Genomic DNA, 19227 nt, shown 5'->3' with positions numbered 1-19227 from the left:
GGCAACGATCACCGTTGCAACCAACCGGGCCTGTCGGGAGAAGGTGCGATGCAAAGGAGAGAATCTGACGTCTTCGATCTTTTTTCGGAGATCTACACGAGTACCGCGCGGGAGGAGATGAGCCTCCAGGAATATCTGCTTGCCTGTCGCGACGACAAGTCCATGTACGCCACCGCCGCCGAGCGGATGGTGGACGCGATCGGCGAGCCGACGCTCATCGATACCAGCAAGGACGAGCGGCTGGGGCGCATTTTCTCCAACCGGACCATCAAGATCTATCCCGCTTTCGCCGATTTCTACGGAATGGAAGACACGATCGAGCGGATCGTGGGCTACTTCCGCTACGCCGCGCAGGGGCTCGAGGAGCGCAAGCAGATCCTCTACCTCCTCGGCCCGGTGGGCGGCGGCAAGTCTTCCCTCGCCGAGCGGCTGAAGAAGCTGATGGAGCAGCGGCCGATCTATACGCTCTCGGTCAATGGCAAGATCAGCCCCATCTTCGAATCGCCCCTCGGCCTCTTCCATCCCGACCGCATGGCCGACCTTTTGGAGGACAAATACGGCATCGCCCGGCGCCGGCTGACCGGCCTCATCTCTCCCTGGGCGGCAAAGCGCCTCGATGAGGAGGGCGGCGACATCTCCAAGTTCAGCGTCGTCAAGCTCATGCCCTCCCGGCTGCGCCAGATCGGTATCGCCAAGACCGAGCCCGGCGATGAGAACAACCAGGATGTCTCCTCCCTTGTCGGCAAGGTGGATATCCGCCAGCTGGAGAATTACAGCCAGGCGGACCCCGACGCCTATTCCTACAGCGGCGGCCTCAACCGCACGACCCAGGGCCTGCTCGAATTCGTCGAGATGTTCAAGGCGCCGATCAAGGTCTTGCACCCGCTGCTGACCGCGACCCAGGAAGGCAACTATAACGGCACCGAGAATTTCGGCGCCTTCCCCTATCAGGGCATCGTGGTCGCGCACTCCAACGAATCCGAGTGGCTGCAGTTCAAGAACAACAAGAACAACGAGGCCTTCCTCGACCGCATTCTGGTGGTGAAGGTCCCCTATTGCCTGCGCGTCACCGAGGAGAAGCAGATCTACGAGAAGCTTCTGCGCGAGAGCGAGCTTGCCAGCAATCCCTGCGCGCCCGAGGTGCTGGAGATATTGAGCCGCTTCACGGTGGCCACCCGCTTGACCGAGCACGAGAACTCGCCGCTCTACACCAAGATGCGCGTCTATGACGGCGAGAACCTGAAGGATAGCGATCCGAAGGCCAAGTCCGTGCAGGAATACCGCGACGCCGCGGGTGTCGACGAGGGCATGACCGGGGTCAGCACGCGCTTTGCGTTCAAGGTCCTGTCGGAGACCTTCAACTACGACACCAAGGAGGTAGCGGCCGATCCCGTGCACCTGATGTATATCCTGGAGCAGGCGATCCGGCGCGAGCAGTTCCCGAAGGAGAAGGAAACCACTTATCTCGATTTCATCAAGTCCGAGCTTGCGATGCGCTATGCCGAGTTCATCGGCCACGAGATCCAGAAGGCCTATCTGGAATCCTATAGCGAGTACGGGCAGAACCTCTTCGACCGCTACATCGCCTATGCCGATGCGTGGCTGGAGGACCAGGACTTCAAGGACCCGGATACGGGCCAGATCCTGAACCGGCAGGTCCTCGACAGCGAGCTGTCGCAGATCGAGAAGCCGGCCGGCATCGCCAACCCGAAGGATTTCCGCAACGAGGTGGTGAAGTTCACCCTGCGGGCGCGCGCCAAGAACAATGGCCGAAATCCGTCCTGGACGAGCTATGAGAAGCTGCGCGAGGTTATCGAGAAGCGAATGTTCGGCCAGGTCGAGGATCTCCTGCCGGTGATAAGCTTCGGTTCGAAGAAGGACACCCAGACCGAGAAGCAGCATGCGGAATTCGTGCAGCGCATGGTTGAGCGCGGCTATACCGAGCGGCAGGTCCGTCGGCTCGTCGACTGGTATATGCGGGTCAACAAGGCGGGCTGACGATGCGCGGGTTCCCTGATGACGATTTACATCGATCGCCGGCTTAACCCCAAGGACAAGAGCCTGGGTAACAGGCAGCGCTTCCTGAAGCGGGCGCGGGAGGAGCTGAAGCGGACCATCAAGGAGCAGGTCAAGGCCGGCAGGATCGCGGATGTGGATGCGGAGCACCGCGTCCCGGTCCCGGTCCGCGGTACCGGCGAGCCGACCTTCCATCCCGACCGGACCAGCGGCGAACGGCAATACATCCTTCCCGGGAACAAGGAATTTGCTCCCGGCGACCGCCTGCCGAAGCCTGGATCTGGCGGCGGAGGCTCGGGCTCGGAGGGCGGCCGCGGCGGCGCCGACGACGATTTCCAGTTCGTGCTCTCACGCGAGGAGGTGCTCGAACTCTTCTTCGAGGACCTCGAGCTCCCCGACATGGTGAAGCTGAACCTGAAGGAGGCTGTCTCTTTCAAGCCCCGGCGGGCTGGCTTTGCCACGAGCGGCTCCCCGACAAACATCAATGTCGGCCGCACGATGCGCAACAGCTATGGGCGCCGGATCGCCCTGCACAGGCCCAAGCGCGAGGAGGTGGAGCGGCTGGCGGCCGAAATCGCGCAGCTGGAAGCCCAGCCCAATCGTAAAGCCGTCGAGCAGCGGATCGAAGCGCTGCGCCAGGAATGGGAGAGGCTGGAGCGCAGGCGAAAGCGTATCCCCTATGTCGACCCGGTCGATGTCCGCTTCAACCGCTTCGAGGCGCAGCCGCTGCCCAATGCCAGCGCCGTCATGTTCTGCCTGATGGACGTCTCCAGCTCCATGGGCGAACGCGAGAAGGATCTGGCGAAGCGCTTTTTCGTGCTCCTCCATCTCTTCCTGAAGCGCCGTTACGAACGCATCGATATCGTCTTCATCCGCCACACCCACGAGGCTCGCGAGGTGGACGAGGAGACCTTCTTCTATTCCACTCAGAGCGGCGGCACCGTCGTCTCAACCGCCCTCGAGGAGATGCAGCGCATCATCGCGGAGCGTTATCCGGCCCGGGAGTGGAACATCTATGCCGCGCAGGCGTCCGACGGCGACAACATCGCCGGCGACTCAGAGCGCTGCGCCGCCCTGCTCAGAAATGAGCTCATGGAGCTCTGCCAGTATTATGCCTATGTGGAAATCATCGACGAGCGGGAAACGGAGATTTTCGGCTCCACCGACAATGGCACCTCCCTTTGGCGCTCCTATCGCTCGGTCGGCGAGAAATGGCCGAATTTCCAGATGACGAGAATCGCACGGCCCGCCGACATCTACCCGGTCTTCCGCCGGCTCTTCGCCAGGCAGCCTGCCGGAGCAGCGCGCAGGTGACGAAAATGACGGTCACAAGCAAGAGCGCAGATTCCGGGCTCCTCTTCACGGGCTCGGACTGGAATTTCGCCACGCTGTCGCGCACCTATGACGCGATCGAGAAGATCGCGCTCGATGAGCTGAAGCTCGACGTCTATCCCAACCAGCTCGAGATCATCTCCTCCGAGCAGATGCTCGACGCCTATTCCTCCGTCGGCATGCCGTTGATGTACCAGCACTGGTCCTTCGGCAAGCGCTTCGTCTTCGAGGAGAACCTCTATCGCTCCGGCCGTCGGGGCCTGGCCTACGAACTGGTCATCAACTCCAATCCCTGCATCGCCTATCTGATGGAGGAGAACACCATGGCCATGCAGGCCTTGGTGACCGCGCATGCCTCCTTCGGGCACAACCATTTCTTCAAGAACAACTATCTGTTCCGGCAGTGGACCGAGGCGAACGCCATTCTGAGCTATATGGAGTTCGCCAAGAAATACATTGCCAAATGCGAGGAGCGGCACGGCACCGCTGCCGTCGAGGCGATCCTCGATTCCGCCCACGCGCTGATGGATCAGGGCGTCTTCCGCTACCGCCGCCCGCCGCGCCTCTCCTCGGAGAAGGAGCGGGAGCGGGCGCGCGAGCGCCTCGAATACGAGGAGCAGACCTATAGCGATCTTTGGCGGACCCTGCCGGCCCGGACTTCGGACGAGATTTCGGACGAGGTCGAGCAGGAGGTCGCCGAGCGCAAGAAGCGGCTCAACCTGCCGGACGAGAACCTGCTCTATTTCCTCGAGAAGAACAGCCTCGTCCTGCAGCCCTGGCAGCGCGAGATCCTGCGCATCGTGCGTGTGATCGCCCAGTATTTCTACCCGCAGCGCCAGACCAAGGTGATGAACGAGGGCTGCGCCACCTTCGTTCACTACTACATCATGAACCGGCTCTACGATCAGGGCAGGATCGGTGAAGGCCCTATGCTGGAGATCCTGCAGAGCCACACCAATGTGGTCTTCCAGCCGGACTTCGACGATCCCCGCTTCCCCGGCATCAACCCCTACGCGCTGGGCTTTGCCCTGATGCAGGACATCCAGCGCATCTGCAATGATCCGACCGCCGAGGATCGTGACTGGTTCCCGGACATCGCCGGCACCGGCGCTTGGCGCGAGACGCTGCTCGACGCCTGGGCGAACCATCGCGACGAGTCCTTCATCCTGCAGTATCTGAGCCCGGCCCTGATCCGCAATTTCCGCCTCTTCCTCTTGAAGGACAAGTCGAAGGACCCCTATTGCGAGGTCGCCTCCATTCACAACGAGCGCGGCTATGAGGGGATCCGCGCCGCGCTGGCGCGCAGCTACGACATCGGCGTCAACCAGCCGGACATCCAGGTGGTCGATGTCGATCTCCTGGGCGACCGGCACCTGCGCCTGCAGCACAATGTGAAAAGTGGTGTGCTGCTGGAGGAGCAGAGCCGTGATGCCACCCTCCGCCACGTTTGCCGGCTTTGGGGCTATGATGTGAGCCTTGCCGGGGTGGATTCGGAAACCGGCGCGACCCTCTACGAGCGCACCGCTTCGGCCGATTGAGCCTTTGCCTCTCTGAAGAACCCCTCCAGCGCGCCCGGAGCGGCTGCCTCGCCTTGCCTTGCCTTTTGCGCGCTGGAAGTTGTATGCATCTTTCCGGCCGCCAAGGCTGCCGCGACGGAGGCGGCCGGCCACCGACAAATCCCGAGACTGGAACAGCAATGCCCCCATATCGCTCACGCACAACGACCCATGGCCGCAACATGGCCGGGGCCCGCGGCCTCTGGCGCGCCACCGGCATGAAGGACAGCGATTTCGGCAAGCCGATCATCGCCGTCGTCAATTCCTTCACCCAGTTCGTGCCGGGCCACGTGCATCTCAAGGATCTGGGCCAGCTCGTGGCGCGAGAGATCGAGGCGGCGGGCGGCGTCGCCAAGGAGTTCAACACCATAGCGGTCGATGACGGCATCGCCATGGGCCATGACGGCATGCTCTATTCGCTGCCCTCGCGCGAGATCATCGCCGACTCGGTCGAATACATGGTCAACGCCCATTGCGCCGATGCCATGGTCTGCATCTCCAACTGCGACAAGATCACTCCGGGCATGCTGATGGCGGCCTTGAGGCTGAACATCCCCGCGGTCTTCGTCTCGGGCGGGCCGATGGAGGCGGGCAAGGTCGTCCTTTCCAGGCAGACGAAGGCGCTCGACCTCGTCGACGCGATGGTCGCCGCCGCCGACGATCGGGTGAGCGACGAGGACGTGCAGGTGATCGAGCGCTCCGCCTGCCCGACCTGCGGCTCCTGTTCGGGAATGTTCACCGCCAATTCCATGAATTGCCTCACCGAGGCGCTCGGCCTGGCATTGCCGGGCAATGGCTCCACGCTCGCCACCCATGCCGATCGCCGCCGCCTCTTCGTCGAGGCGGGGCACCTCATCGTCGATCTCGCCCGCCGCTACTACGAGCAGGAAGACGACAGCGTGCTGCCGCGGCAGATAGCCAGCTTCGCCGCCTTCGAGAATGCGATGACGCTAGACATCGCCATGGGCGGCTCAACCAACACCGTGCTGCACCTGCTCGCAGCCGCGCACGAGGCCGAGGTCCCCTTCACCATGGAGGACATCGACCGCCTCTCCCGGCGCGTGCCGGTGCTCTGCAAGGTCGCGCCGGCCAAGTCCGATGTCCATATGGAGGATGTGCACCGCGCCGGCGGGATCATGGCCATCCTGGGCGAGCTTGAGCGCGCCGGCCTCATCAATTCCGATCTCCCGACTGTTCACGCCGCCACGCTCCGCCAGGCGATCGAGCATTGGGATATCGCCCGGACGAAAAGCCAGAAGGTGCGCGATTTCTTCCTTGCCGCCCCCGGCGGCGTGCCCACCCAGACGGCGTTCAGTCAGGACCGGCGCTGGGACGAGCTCGACCTCGACCGCGAGACAGGCGTGATCCGCAGCGCGGAGCACCCCTTCTCGACGGACGGTGGCCTTGCCGTGTTGAAGGGCAATCTGGCGCCGGACGGCTGCATCGTGAAAACGGCTGGCGTCGACGAATCGATCCTGAAATTCACCGGTCCGGCGCGCGTCTTTGAGAGCCAGGACTCGGCCGTGCAGGCGATCCTGTCCAACAACATCAATGCGGGCGACGTGGTGGTGATCCGTTACGAGGGACCGCGCGGCGGCCCGGGCATGCAGGAGATGCTTTATCCCACCAGTTACCTGAAGGCGAAGGGCCTCGGAAAGGCCTGCGCGCTGGTGACGGACGGACGATTTTCCGGCGGCACCTCCGGCCTCTCCATCGGCCATGTGTCGCCGGAGGCGGCCAATGGCGGGCTGATCGGCCTCGTCCGGGAGGGCGACATGATCGAGATCGACATTCCGAACCGGCGCATCCATCTTGCCGTGGACGATGCGGAGATCGCGCGCCGTCGCGCCGAACAGGACGCCAAGGGGTGGAACCCGGCGGAACACCGCAAGCGCCGGGTCACCACCGCGCTGAAGGCCTATGCGGCCTTCGCCGCCAGCGCCGACAAGGGCGCGGTCCGCATATTGCCGGAATAGCAAAGTTTTACGAGGGACGGGACGATGATCGAGCGTTTTCAAAAAGGTCCGCGCATGAGCCAGGCCGTGAAGGCCGGCAACATGATCTTTCTGGCGGGCCAGGTGCCGGACGATTTCGAGGCTGACCTGGAGACCCAGACCAGGCAGGTGCTCGCCAAGATCGACGGCCTCCTGGCCGCTGCGGGCGCGAACAAGTCGCACATCGTGTCGGCCACGGTCTATCTGGCGCATATAACCGACTTCAACGGCATGAACGCCGTCTACGACCGCTGGATCGATCCGGAGAATCCGCCGGCCCGCGCCTGTGTCGAGGCGCGCCTGGCGCATCCCGGCATTCGGGTGGAGATCGTCTGCGTCGCCGCTCTTCCGCAGTGACGGGCGGAGCGCCGGCCGGGGATGGCTGGGGGAAGCATGCGCTATTCGAATGACGACCAGCCGGTCATTGCGCTCACCACCGGCCCTGTGAGCCCCTATCCGGAGGTGCTGCGCGGCCTGGCGAGAGCCGTCCCCTACGATTACGACCCCACCTTCCAGGCCTTTTACGAGAAAGTGGTGGAAAAGGCGCAGCGCGCCATGCGCCTATCCACCCGCCCGGTCATCCTCCAGGGTGAGCCGATCCTGGGGCTGGAAGCGGCCGCCGCCTCGCTGATCGCGCCCGGGGACACCGTGCTCAACCTTGCCTCCGGCGTCTACGGCAAGGGATTCGGCTCTGGGCGAAGCGCCATTCGCCCAACCTGCTCGAGATCGAGGTGCCCTATAACGAGGCGGTCGATCCGCAGGCGGTCGCGGACATGCTGAAGAAACACCCCGAGATCAGCGTGGTCAGCGTCTGTCACCATGACACGCCTTCGGGGACGATCAATCCGATCAATGAGATCGGCGCGCTCGTGGCGGCCCACGGCGCTTATCTCATCGTCGACGCCGTCTCCTCCTTCGGCGGCATGGACACGCATCCGGAGGATTGCCGCGCCGACATCTACGTCACCGGTCCCGGCAAGTGCCTCGGCGCCCCTCCCGGCCTCACGCTCCTCGGCGTAAGCGACCGCGCATGGGAAAAGATGAAGGCCAACCCCGCCGCTCCGCGCGCCTCGGTGCTGAGCATCCTCGACTGGGAGCACGCCTGGTCGCGTGAAAAGACCTTTCCCTCCACGCCCCTGCTGGCCGACGTCAACGGGCTCGACGCGGCGCTCGATCTTTATCTGGCCGAGGGTCCGGAAAAGGTCTGGGCACGGCATGACCTTACCGCGCGGGCCACGCGGGCGGGCATCAAGGCAATGGGGCTTTCCTTGTGGCCCGCGCGCGAGGCGATCGCCTCGCCGACGGCAACGGCGGTCCGCACTCCCGCGGGGCTCGACGAGAAGGCGCTGAGGCAAGCCGCGCGCGAGCGCTACGGTGTCGTCTTCTCCGGCGGCCGGGGCGCGACGGATGGGAAACTGACGCGCATCGGCCATATGGGGCCGACGGCGCAGCCGATCTATGCCGTCGCCGCACTTACCGCCTTTGCCGGCGCGCTCCGCGCGCTGGGACACGAGGCGGAGGCCGGCAAGGCCGTCGAGGCGGCCATGGACGTGATCGAGGCCGCCGGATAGTGGCGGCCGCCGGTGCGGAGGGGGTTTTTGGCGTCTCTGCTCAACGCCATTCCCGCAACGGCTCGGCTCATGGAAAAACTTGGCTGCGCCCCGCCGGATTTTGGTACATTCGCCGTCGCGGACAAGGTCGCGAAGGCGCGACATACGGCATCTGTGCCGCCAGCGGCGTCCAGGCAACGTACGGTCCGTAGCGGACCATGGTAGGAGAGGGGTCTCGAATGTTCAGTTTCTCGGATTTCCACCGGGCTTTTTTGGCTCCGGCGGCGCTGTTGATGGGGCTCGCCGTCCTTCCGGCTGAAACGGTCGCCCAGGAGACGCCCAGCGGCGGCCGGCTGGTCGTCGCCGCCGACTCCGAACCGCGCAGTCTCAATCCGGCCATTGTCGCGTCGAACGGAGTTTTCTTCATCGCCAGCAAGGTGATCGAGCCGCTGGCCGAAGCGTCGTACGACGAGGACGGGCTGGAGCCGCGCCTTGCGACGAGCTGGGAGGCGGCCGATGACGGGCGCTCCATCACCTTCAAGCTCCGCGAGGGCGTCACCTGGCATGACGGCAAGCCCTTCACCTCTGCCGACGTGGCATTTTCAGCCCTGCAGGTGTGGAAGCCGCTGCAGAATCTCGGTCGCACCGTCTTCGCCAATCTCGAAGATGTGGAGACTCCGGACGACCACACGGCGGTCTTCAAATTCTCCGCTCCCACGCCGCCGCAGATGATCCTGAAGGCCCTGCCGGCAGTCACCAGCGTGCTGCCGAGGCACGTTTATGAGGGCACCGATATCGCGGCCAATCCGGCCAACGCGCAGCTGATCGGCACCGGCCCGTTCAAATTCGCCGAGCACCGGCCGGGCGAATATTATCGTCTCGTGCGCAATGACGACTACTGGAACGAAGGCCAGCCGAAGCTGGACGAGATCATCTACCGCATCCTGCCGGACCGGGCGGCGGCCGCATCGGCACTGGAGGCCGATGAGATACAGCTTGCCGCCTTTTCCCAGGTGCCTCTGGTCGACCTCGAGCGCATCTCGCAGGTGCCGGGCCTCACCGTAGTCACCAAGGGCTACGAGGATCTCACCTATCAGCTGGTGGTCGAGATCAACCACCGCAACGAGATCCTGGCCGATCCCAAGGTGCGCCAGGCCATCGCCCATGCGATCGATCGGAAATTCGTGGTGGACACGATCTTCCTCGGCTATGCGCAGGCGGCGACCGGGCCTGTGCCGAAGAATGCCACCGAGTTCTATACGCCCGACGTACCGGCCTACGGCTTTGACGTCGCCAAGGCCAACGCGCTGCTGGACGAAGCAGGCTATGCGCGCAAGGAGGACGGCACGCGCTTTTCGCTGCGGCTCCTGCCGGCGCCCTTCTTCACCGAGACACGGCAGTTCGGCGATTATCTGCGCCAGGCCCTTGCCGAAGTCGGGATTGACGTGCAGGTGGTCAACAATGATACGCCGGCCCATCTGAAGGCGGTCTATACGGATCACGACTTCGATCTCGCCGTGGGATCCCCGGTCTTCCGCGACGATCCGGCGATCTCGACCACCATCCTCGTCAAGTCCGGCATTCCCGAGGGCGTCCCGTTCTCAAACCAGGGCGGCTATGCCGATGCCGAGCTCGACGCGCTGATCGACAAGGCGGCCTCGACCGTGAATGCGGAGGAGCGCATCGCCCTTTACAAGGATTTCCAGCGTCTGGTGGCGGAAGACCTGCCGCTCATCAATGTCGCGGAATGGACCTTCACCAGCGTGGCGCGGGACAATATCCTCAACATCGCGAACAATCCGCGCTGGGTGGTGTCCAACTGGGCCGATACGGCGATCCAGCCCTGAAACGGAGCGCATGAATCGGGCCCTGAAGCTGGTCGGACGGCGGGCGGTCAGCAGCATTCCCGTGCTGCTGATCGTCGTCGTCGGGACCTTTTTCCTGCTGGAGCTCGCTTCGGGCGACGCGGTCGACGCCTATCTGGTCTCGCTCGGCGGCGGCGATGCCGAACTCGCCCGGTCCCTGCGCGAGAGCTACGGGCTTGATCGGTCTCCCCTCCACCGGCTCTGGCTCTATACCTCCTCGCTAGCGCGCCTCGATCTCGGCTGGTCGGTGGCATTCAACCGTCCAATCCTCGACCTCATTCTCGAAAGGCTGCCCAACACTTTGTGGCTAATGGGCAGCGCCACCGCCATGGCCTTTGCCCTCGGTACGCTGCTCGGCATCCTGGCGGGCGCCCGGCCGGGCAGCGCCGCCGATCGCGTCCTGTCCATCGGCTCCCTTGCGCTTTATGCCGTCCCAAGCTTCTGGCTGGGGCTGGTCCTCAGCCTGATCTTCGCCGTGCAGCTTCGCTGGTTCCCGACTGCCGGCATTGAGACGATCGCCTCCGGAAAGACCGGTCTTGACCGCGCGCTCGATATCAGCAGGCATCTGGTCCTGCCTGTCTGCGCGCTCGGCTTCATCTACCTGGCCCTCTTTCTGCGCATGATGCGTGCGGGCATGGCCGAGGTCTGGCGGCAGGATTTCGTGCTCGCGGCGCGCGCGAAAGGCCTCGCGCGATCGCGCATTGTGCTCAGCCACGTCGCGCGCAACGCGCTCCTGCCGCTCGTCACCATGCTCGGCCTTCAGGCGGCCACCATGCTGGGCGGCAGCGTGGTCATCGAAAGCGTGTTCGCAATCCCCGGTTTCGGCCGTCTGGCTCATGAAGCCGTGGCCGCACGCGACGCGCCGCTCCTGATGGGCATCATCGTAAGCAGCGCCGTGCTGGTCGTCCTCGTCAATCTGCTCGTCGACCTGGCCTATGCGGCCCTCGATCCGCGTGTGGGCGCCGGAGAGCCCGCTTCATGAGCTTTCTTGCGCGTTTCCTGCGCTCCCCGGAGGGCGTGGCGGGCTTGCTCCTGCTCGCCTGCCTTCTCGCTATGGCGCTGCTGGCGCCGGTCCTCTTTCCGCGCGATCCGCTGTCGATCGTCGGCCGGCCGCTTATTCCGCCCTTCGCCGACTGGTCGTTGCCCCTCGGCACGGATCGCCTGGGCCGCGATGTCCTCGCCGGGCTGATGCATGGCGCGCGCACATCCCTGCTGGTCGGGATTTCCGCCGCCGTCGTCGCCCTCGCCGCGGGAGCTGTGATCGGGACCCTGGCGGGTTTCGCCGCGGGCTGGCTCGACGAGGCGCTGATGCGCGTGGTGGACGCGTTCCAGATCGTCCCGCCCTTCCTGCTCGCCCTCGCATTCGTCAGTGTGGTGGGCGCGTCTCTCCCGGTCATCGTGCTTGCCATCGCCCTCGGAGCCTGGACGGGCGCCGCCCGGCTCGCGCGCGCGGAGGTGCTGTCCATCCGCGAGCGCGACTATGTGGCGGCGGCGCGCGTCATCGGCATGCATCCGCTGGAGATCGCCTTCAAGGAAGTGCTGCCCAATGCGCTTCCGCCGGTGCTGGCCCTTACCTCCGTGATCGTCGCCGGTGCGGTCCTGACGGAGGCGGCGCTTTCCTTTCTCGGGCTCGGCGATCCCAACACGGTGACCTGGGGCTCCATGATCGCCGAAGGCCGCAACGTACTGCGCACCGCGCCCTTCCTCTCCATCGTTCCAGGCCTCGGCCTCGTGCTGACGGTTCTCGGCGTTTACCTTTTGGGCGAGGGGCTTGTGGAGGCGCTCGCCCGCAAGAGGAGGCGCCAGTGACCTCCTTGTTGGCCGAGCTTCGCGGCTTGTCCGTCTCCTATCCCACCGCCGGCCGGACGGCCTTTGCCCTGCGCGAGGTCCACCTCGACATCGCCATGGGCGAGCGGCTGGCGATTATCGGGGAGAGCGGCTCGGGCAAGACGACGCTCGCTTTAGCGTTGGCAAGCATCCTTCCGCCGCAGGCACGCCTGGCCGGAAGGATCGATTGGCCGGGCCTCGCGCGCGCTCCGGTCGCGGGGCGCGATGTAGGGTTCGTCTTCCAGGATCCGGGCTCGAGCCTCAACCCGGTGATGCGCATCGGCGAGCAGGTCGCCGAAGGGGCGAGGCGTCATCTGGGGCTCGGCCGCTCTGCCGGCCTGGAGCGGGCGCTCTCGCTCTTGCAGCGGGTGCGCATCCCCGATCCCGAGGCCGCGCTGCGCGGCTACCCGCACCAGTTCTCCGGCGGCCAGCGCCAGCGAATAGCGATCGCCTGCGCCATCGCCGCCAGGCCAAGACTGCTTATCGCCGATGAGCCCACCAGCGCGCTCGATATGGTCGTGCAGGCCGAGATCGTCCGCCTGCTGGACGGGCTGGTGCGGGAGGAGGGGATGACCCTCGTCTTCATTACCCACGATATTGGCCTTGCCTCGGGTTTTGCGGACAGGATCGCCGTCTTCCGCGACGGGGCGCTGGTGGAAGCGGGCGCGACGCGCGAAATCCTTGCCAAGCCCGCGCAGGCCTATACGCGCTCGCTGATCGCGGCGCATATCGACTTCGCCTCGCCCCGGCTGATCGAGCCAGCCTGATGCAGCCGCTCCTCGCCGTCGAAAATCTCGCAAAAACCTTCCGCAGCGGCGGGCGGCGGGTCACCGCGCTCGACGATGTGTCGCTCACCCTCGGCCGCGGCGAGACGCTGGGCCTCGTCGGCCCGTCGGGCAGCGGCAAGTCCACCCTTGCGCGCGTGCTCCTGCGCCTCGTCGCGCCCGAGTCGGGCCGCATCGAGATGGAAGGCGAGGACTGGCTGGCCCTGCGCGGGAAGGCGCTGCGCGAGCGGCGCGCGCGCGTCCAGATGGTCTTTCAGGACCCGCTCGCCGCCTTCAATCCCCGCGCCACCATCGCAAGCGCGCTCGCCGATCCCCTGCGCATTCACGGCACCGCCGGCCGCGCGGAACGGCCGCGGCGGGTCGGCGAGCTTTTGGAGCGCGTCGGCCTCTCCCCCGATCTCGCCCCCCGCGCCATCCACGAGGTCTCCGGCGGGCAGCGCCAGCGCGTCGCCATTGCCCGTGCGCTGGCGACGAACCCCTCGCTGATCGTGCTCGACGAAGCCGTTTCGGCGCTCGACGTTTCGGTGCGCGGCCGCATCCTCGAACTGCTCGCGGCAATCCAGAAGACGGACGGCGTGTCCTACATCTTCGTGTCGCACGACGTTGCCGTGGTCCGCGTCATCGCCCATCGCGTGGCGATCATGGACGCCGGCCGTATCGTCGAGATGGGCGAGACGGAAGGCATCATCCGGGAGCCGGGTTCGGCCACCGCCAGGGCGCTGGTCGCCGCCGTGCCGAGGCTGCACCGTTAGCAGATGCGCGCTGTCCCGCCGACTTTTTGCCTGACAAATTGACATTTCTGCCCTATAGGAGGGCGTCCGCGTCAGACCCAGGGATCATCTGCCTATGAGAATAGTCGAGATTCGCGAAGTGACGAAGCCGATCGCCTCGCCGATCCGCAACGCCTATATCGACTTTTCCAAGATGACCTGCAGCCTCGTCGCCGTGGTCACGGATGTGATCCGCGACGGCCGGCCGGTGGTCGGCTACGGGTTCAATTCCAACGGGCGCTACGGGCAGGGCGGGCTGATCCGCGAGCGTTTTCGTCACCGCATCCTGCAGGCCGAGCCGAAAAGCCTCCTCGGCGAGGACGGCGATCTGGACCCCGACCGCATCTGGGCGGCCATGATGTCGAACGAGAAGCCGGGCGGGCATGGCGAGCGCTCGGTGGCTGTCGGCACGATCGACATGGCCGTGTGGGACGCGGTGGCGAAGATCGCCGAAAAGCCCCTGTTCCGCCTTCTGGCCGAAAGGGCGGGGCGGGAGGCGGACCCGAAGGTCTTCGTCTACGCAGCCGGCGGCTATTATTATCCCGGCAAGGATCTCGATGCGCTGCGCCGCGAGATGCGCGGCTACCTCGACCGCGGCTATACGGTCGTGAAGATGAAGATCGGTGGCGAGTCCCTGGAGCACGACAAGGCGCGCATCGAGGCGGTGCTGGAGGAGATCGACGGCCGCGCGCAGCTTGCGGTCGATGCCAATGGGCGCTTCGACCTTGAGACCGCCATCCGCTATGCCCGCATGCTCTCCGCCTATCCCCTGTTCTGGTACGAGGAGGCGGGAGACCCGCTCGACTACCGGCTCCAGGCGGTCCTGGCCAACTATTACGACGGCCCGATGGCCACTGGCGAGAACCTGTTCAGCCAGCAGGATGCGCGCAATCTGCTGCGCTATGGCGGCATGCGGCCCGACCGCGATTTCCTGCAGTTCGACTGCGCCCTGGCCTACGGCCTCTGCGAATACCGGCGCATCCTGGAGGAGCTGGGGAAAGCCGGCTGGTCGCCCAGCCGCTGCATTCCCCATGGCGGGCACCAGATGTCGCTCAACATCGCCGCTGGCCTCGGGCTGGGCGGCAATGAGAGCTACCCGGATCTCTTCCAGCCCTATGGCGGCTTCCCGGACGGGGTCGAGGTCGTGGATGGCCACGTGACCCTGCCGGACCTGCCGGGCATCGGCTTTGAGGGCAAGTCGGATCTCATTGCCGAGATGCGCGCGCTCGCCGCGTGACGTCCGGCAGGCTGGAGGCTTCGCAAATGCGTTGTTCCCGCGTGCTGCTCACAGGTGCTGCCGGGCGGATCGGCACGGTCCTGCGCAAGGCGCTTGCTCCCCAGTGCGATCTGCTTCGCGTGTCGGACATCCGTCCGCTCTCCGCCGAGCATCCCTCGGAAGAGGCCGTCCAATGCGATCTGAATGACGGCGAGGGCGTGCGGCGTCTTTGCGAGGGGATCGATGCGGTCGTCCATATGGGCGGGCGCCCGAGCGACGGCCCCTGGGCCGAGCTCTTGCAGACCAACATCCTCTGCACGATGAATCTCCTGGAGGGCGCGCGGATCAACAAGGTCGACCGCGTGCTCTTTGCCAGCAGCAACCATGTGACGGGCATGTATCCCGTCGGGCGCGAGCTCTCCCACCTCACCCCCGCCCGCCCCGATTCCGTCTACGGGTTGACCAAGGCGTTCGGCGAGGACGCCACCGCCTACTACGCCTTGAAGCACGGCGTCCGCGGCTTCTGCATGCGCATTGGCTCCTTCACGGAAAAGCCGCGCAACCGCCGGGCGCTCGCCACCTGGTGCTCCCCCGCCGACATGGTGCGGCTGGTCGAGGTCGGCCTTGCCGCCGATTATGTGCATGAGATCGTCTATGGCGTGTCCAACAACACCCGCTCCTGGTGGGACAATTCCAATGCGGAAAGGCTGGGCTACCGGCCTCGCGACAATGCGGAGGATTACGCGGCCGAAGTCGAGCACATCCTCGCCGAGGATGAACTGGAACGCGAGTTCCAGGGCGGGGACCGCGTGCCCTTCGAATTCACTGGCCGCCGCGAATGGCTCCTGCGCTAAGCCGGCGCTGACCGGTTCCGTCACACTCCGTTGCAATTGACAATTATCTTTACAAAGTTGTAGCGTTGGAATGCCTCGGAGCGTCCGGGGCCAACAAGGAGCGGCCCGGACCGGGGCCTGTCGAGGGGAGGGTGCATATTGGCGGAAACCATTCCTGGCACCCTGATGAGTGCGGCGGAGCCGCGCGCGCCGGGTGCGGCCAAAAGGGCCATCATGGGCAGTGCGCCCGGTTACATGTTCCTGCTCCCATGGCTCATCGGCTTTCTGGGGCTCACCATCGGGCCGGCGCTCGCTTCGCTCTATCTTTCCTTCACGGATTTTGACCTTCTGACGTCGCCCGAATGGATCGGCGCGCAGAACTATGTGCGCATGCTGACGGCGGACCCGAAATTCGCCACCTCCATGCAGGTCACCTTCCTTTATGTCATCTTCTCGGTCCCGCTGAAGCTGGTCTTCGCGCTGCTCGTTGCCATGGCCCTCAACAAGGGTATCAACGGGCTCACCGTCTATCGCGCCGTCTTCTATCTGCCCTCGCTGCTTGGCGGCAGCGTCGCCATCGCCGTCCTGTGGCGGCAGCTCTTTGCCCGCGATGGCCTGGTCAATGCGTTCCTTGCCAATTTCGGCATCGAGGGCCCGAGCTGGATTTCGACGCCGACCTATTCGCTTTGGACCTTGGTGATCCTGTCGGTCTGGCAGTTCGGCTCGCCGATGATCATCTTCCTTGCCGGTCTTCGTCAGATTCCGCAGGACGTCTATGAGGCGGCAAGTCTCGATGGCGCCTCGAAATGGCGCATCTTCTACCGCGTCACCCTGCCGCTTCTGACGCCGGTGATCTTCTTCAACGCGGTGATCCAGACCATCGACGCCTTCAAGGCCTTCACGCCGGCCTTCATCATTTCCGGCGGCACCGGCGGGCCGATCAACTCGACCCTGTTCTATTCGCTCTATCTCTACCAGGAGGCCTTCGCCTATTTCCGCATGGGCTATGCGTCGGCGCTCGCCTGGGTCCTGCTCGCCATCATCGGCCTCTTCACGGCCTTCTCCTTCCTCACGTCGAGATACTGGGTGCACTATGACGAGTGAAGCCATTGCGGCGCCGCCACAGGATCGCGAGGAGCAACGGCATCCCTTTGTCTCGCTGCTGATCCATGCGGCGCTGATCGCCGCCGCGATTCTGATGCTCTACCCGCTCCTGTGGATGCTCTCGGCCTCCCTGCGGCCCGAGAGCGAGATCTTCGGCTCCACCTCCCTTTGGCCTTCCTCGATCAGCTTCGATTCCTTCATCGACGGCTGGTACGCGCTGTCGCTGCCCTTCGGCCGTTTCTTCACCAATTCCTTCGTCATCGCGATCCTCTCGGTGATCGGCAACGTGCTTTCCTGCTCGCTCGCCGCCTTCGCCTTCGCGCGGCTTGAATTCTGGGGCAAGCGCTTCTGGTTCGCGCTCATGCTCGGCACGCTCATGCTGCCCTATCATGTGGTGCTCATCCCCCAATATGTGCTGTTCCTGAAGCTCGATTGGGTGAACACCTTCCTGCCGCTCGTCGTGCCGAAATTCCTGGCGCATGACGCCTTCTTCATCTTCCTGATGGTGCAGTTCTTCCGCGGCATCCCGCGCGAATTGGACGAGGCGGCGATGATGGACGGCTGCTCGCCCTGGCGCATCTACTGGAAGATCATGCTTCCGCTCAGCCTGCCGGTGCTGACCACGGCAGCCATCTTCTCCTTCATCTGGACCTGGGACGATTTCTTCGGACCGCTGATCTATCTCAATGATATCCGCAACTACACGGTCCAGCTCGGCCTGCGCTCCTTCGTGGATTCCACAGGCGACAGCGATTGGGGCGGGCTGTTCGCCATGTCGCTTCTGTCGCTCGTGCCCGTCTTCGTCTTCTTCCTCGCCTTCCAGCGACTGCTGATCGAGGGGATCGCCACGACCGGCATGAAACGCTGACCTGACAACAAGAACATCGGTAACGGTTCGGAAGGTAAGAATGGCCACCAGTGTCGTCTTGCAGAAAGTGTACAAGCGCTACGGCGACGTGGAGGTGATCCATGGCGTCGACATCTCCATCGAGCCGGGTGAGTTCGTGGTCTTTGTGGGTCCGTCCGGCTGCGGGAAATCGACGCTTCTGCGGATGATCGCAGGGCTTGAGCGGATCACCGGCGGCAGCCTCTATCTGGACCAGGAACGCATGAACGACGTGGCGCCCGCCAAGCGGGGCATCGCCATGGTGTTCCAGTCCTATGCGCTCTACCCGCACATGACCGTCTATAAGAACCTCGCCTTCGGGCTGGAGACGGCGGGCATGAAGCGCGCCGAGATCGACAAGCGCGTGCGCCGCGCGGCCGAGATCCTGCAGATCACGCCCTTGCTGCAGCGCCGCCCGAAGCAGCTTTCCGGCGGCCAGCGCCAGCGCGTCGCGATCGGCAGGGCCATCACGCGCGAGCCGAAAATCTTCCTCTTCGACGAGCCGCTATCCAACCTGGATGCCGAATTGCGCGTGCAGATGCGTGTGGAGATCGCCCGCCTCCACAAGAATCTCGGCAACACCATGATCTATGTCACCCACGATCAGGTCGAGGCCATGACCATGGCTGACAAGATTGTGGTGCTCCGCAACGGGGTGGTCGAGCAGATCGGGGCGCCGCTCGAGCTTTACAACCGCCCGCGCAACCGGTTCGTCGCCGGCTTCATCGGCTCGCCGAAGATGAACATGCTGGAAGCAAAGCTCCTCCGCAATGGCGGCGAGGCCGGCATCCAGCTCGCGGAGGAAAGGATCGCAATCGGGCGCGCGCTTGAAGGGGGCGAGGACGGCGACCGCGTGACCTTCGGCATCCGGCCGGAGCATCTGGGCCTCGCCCAGCGCCCCGGCCTGGTGAGCCTTGGCGAGGTGACGGTCGACCTGATCGAGAATCTCGGCAACCAGACCATGGCCTATGCAACCACGGCGGACCGCCAGCCGGTGATCCTGGCGCTCGACGGCCAGCAGGAGCTCTTTCCGGGGACGAAGCACGTGGCCTGGTTCGACCCGGCCCGCGCGCATGTCTTCAACGCCGAGGAGCGGGCGCTTTAGGCCACGGTTTCCGCGAGTTGGCTCCGGAGAGTCGGCTCCCGCGAGCCGTACTCCGGCATCGCTGCCGGCCCATCCTCCCTCACGGGAGTGGGGGAGGTGTCGAGGCGAAGCCGAGACGGAGAGGGGTGCTCAAGAGGACGGCGGTCGCTTCTTGGAACCTTCAAAGTGTGGATCGAATCGGCCCCGCCGCTCCAGCGCGCAAAAATAATCCGCAGCAAAAACAAGCTTCTGCACGATTTCTGCATTTTTTCGCCGGAAAATTTATCCCCACCCCCGGCAGCGCTCTTACAATCCGTCCCATCGCTCTTGCGGGAACCGGATGCGCACCGGGTGTTCGGGAGAGCGGCGGCAACCTCCCCCTCCAGGGATCGGTACCTGGAGGCATGCT

The 19227-nt window shown here is 64.8% G+C and carries 16 protein-coding genes and 1 pseudogene; all 17 read left to right on the top strand.

All coding sequences use genetic code 11. The annotated features are described in order from the left end of the window. Positions 1 to 48: 48 nt before the first annotated feature. The 17 genes and pseudogenes from RIN79_RS04075 to RIN79_RS03995 all read left to right on the top strand — a co-directional run bounded on the left by RIN79_RS04075 (position 49) and on the right by RIN79_RS03995 (position 18839). Positions 49 to 1998 (top strand): PrkA family serine protein kinase, encoded by a 1950-nt coding sequence (locus RIN79_RS04075; RefSeq protein WP_309083346.1) that lies wholly within the window; start codon positions 49 to 51, stop codon positions 1996 to 1998. Positions 1999 to 2016: 18 nt separating this feature from the next. Continuing rightward, a complete protein-coding gene (locus RIN79_RS04070; protein ID WP_309083345.1) occupies positions 2017 to 3330 on the top strand; it encodes a YeaH/YhbH family protein in 1314 nt (437 codons plus the stop codon). 5 nt (positions 3331 to 3335) lie between these two features. Continuing rightward, positions 3336 to 4886: a SpoVR family protein gene (locus RIN79_RS04065; RefSeq protein ID WP_309083344.1), complete on the top strand. Its 1551-nt coding sequence runs from the start codon at positions 3336 to 3338 to the stop codon at positions 4884 to 4886. A 158-nt stretch (positions 4887 to 5044) separates the two neighbouring features. Next, positions 5045 to 6880, top strand: coding sequence for a dihydroxy-acid dehydratase (gene ilvD, locus RIN79_RS04060; protein WP_309083343.1), 1836 nt, complete (start codon positions 5045 to 5047; stop codon positions 6878 to 6880). A gap of 24 nt (positions 6881 to 6904) precedes the next feature. Then, the gene (locus tag RIN79_RS04055) at positions 6905 to 7255 is read left to right on the top strand and encodes a RidA family protein (protein ID WP_309083342.1); all 351 of its coding nucleotides are present in this window, start codon (positions 6905 to 6907) and stop codon (positions 7253 to 7255) included. Positions 7256 to 7276: 21 nt separating this feature from the next. Next, positions 7277 to 7678, top strand: coding sequence for a hypothetical protein (locus tag RIN79_RS04050; protein WP_309083341.1), 402 nt, complete (start codon positions 7277 to 7279; stop codon positions 7676 to 7678). Continuing rightward, positions 7630 to 8469: an alanine--glyoxylate aminotransferase family protein gene (locus RIN79_RS04045; protein ID WP_309083340.1), complete on the top strand. Its 840-nt coding sequence runs from the start codon at positions 7630 to 7632 to the stop codon at positions 8467 to 8469. Before RIN79_RS04050 ends, RIN79_RS04045 begins: the two co-directional genes overlap by 49 nt. Positions 8470 to 8741: 272 nt before the next feature. Continuing rightward, entirely contained in the window at positions 8742 to 10295 is a 1554-nt protein-coding gene (locus RIN79_RS04040) for an ABC transporter substrate-binding protein (RefSeq protein ID WP_309083529.1), read from the top strand. Positions 10296 to 10305: 10 nt separating this feature from the next. Continuing rightward, positions 10306 to 11295, top strand: coding sequence for an ABC transporter permease (locus tag RIN79_RS04035; RefSeq protein WP_309083339.1), 990 nt, complete (start codon positions 10306 to 10308; stop codon positions 11293 to 11295). Next, the gene (locus RIN79_RS04030; RefSeq protein WP_309083338.1) at positions 11292 to 12122 is read left to right on the top strand and encodes an ABC transporter permease; all 831 of its coding nucleotides are present in this window, start codon (positions 11292 to 11294) and stop codon (positions 12120 to 12122) included. The genes RIN79_RS04035 and RIN79_RS04030 overlap by 4 nt, the downstream gene beginning before the upstream one ends. After that, complete coding sequence (locus RIN79_RS04025; RefSeq protein WP_375165872.1) at positions 12119 to 12907, top strand: ABC transporter ATP-binding protein; 789 nt, start codon at positions 12119 to 12121, stop codon at positions 12905 to 12907. Before RIN79_RS04030 ends, RIN79_RS04025 begins: the two co-directional genes overlap by 4 nt. Further along, positions 12907 to 13677 (top strand): ABC transporter ATP-binding protein, encoded by a 771-nt coding sequence (locus RIN79_RS04020; protein ID WP_375165871.1) that lies wholly within the window; start codon positions 12907 to 12909, stop codon positions 13675 to 13677. The genes RIN79_RS04025 and RIN79_RS04020 overlap by 1 nt, the downstream gene beginning before the upstream one ends. Positions 13678 to 13771: 94 nt before the next feature. Continuing rightward, complete coding sequence (locus RIN79_RS04015) at positions 13772 to 14932, top strand: mandelate racemase/muconate lactonizing enzyme family protein (RefSeq protein ID WP_309083337.1); 1161 nt, start codon at positions 13772 to 13774, stop codon at positions 14930 to 14932. 26 nt (positions 14933 to 14958) lie between these two features. After that, the gene (locus tag RIN79_RS04010; RefSeq protein ID WP_309083336.1) at positions 14959 to 15765 is read left to right on the top strand and encodes an NAD(P)-dependent oxidoreductase; all 807 of its coding nucleotides are present in this window, start codon (positions 14959 to 14961) and stop codon (positions 15763 to 15765) included. Positions 15766 to 15990: 225 nt separating this feature from the next. Further along, a pseudogene (locus RIN79_RS04005) lies at positions 15991 to 16848 on the top strand (carbohydrate ABC transporter permease); the annotation flags it as partial. Beyond that, entirely contained in the window at positions 16838 to 17716 is an 879-nt protein-coding gene (locus RIN79_RS04000) for a carbohydrate ABC transporter permease (protein ID WP_309083335.1), read from the top strand. The pseudogene RIN79_RS04005 and the gene RIN79_RS04000, both read left to right, overlap by 11 nt. 40 nt (positions 17717 to 17756) lie before the next feature. Further along, the gene (locus RIN79_RS03995) at positions 17757 to 18839 is read left to right on the top strand and encodes an ABC transporter ATP-binding protein (RefSeq protein ID WP_309083334.1); all 1083 of its coding nucleotides are present in this window, start codon (positions 17757 to 17759) and stop codon (positions 18837 to 18839) included. Positions 18840 to 19227: the final 388 nt, after the last annotated feature.

The sequence above is a fragment of the Chelativorans sp. genome, from assembly GCF_031180965.1.
GTDB lineage: Bacteria > Pseudomonadota > Alphaproteobacteria > Rhizobiales > Rhizobiaceae > Chelativorans.
Note: the sequence above shows the minus strand (reverse complement) of the source record. Positions and strands in the feature narration are given on the sequence as shown.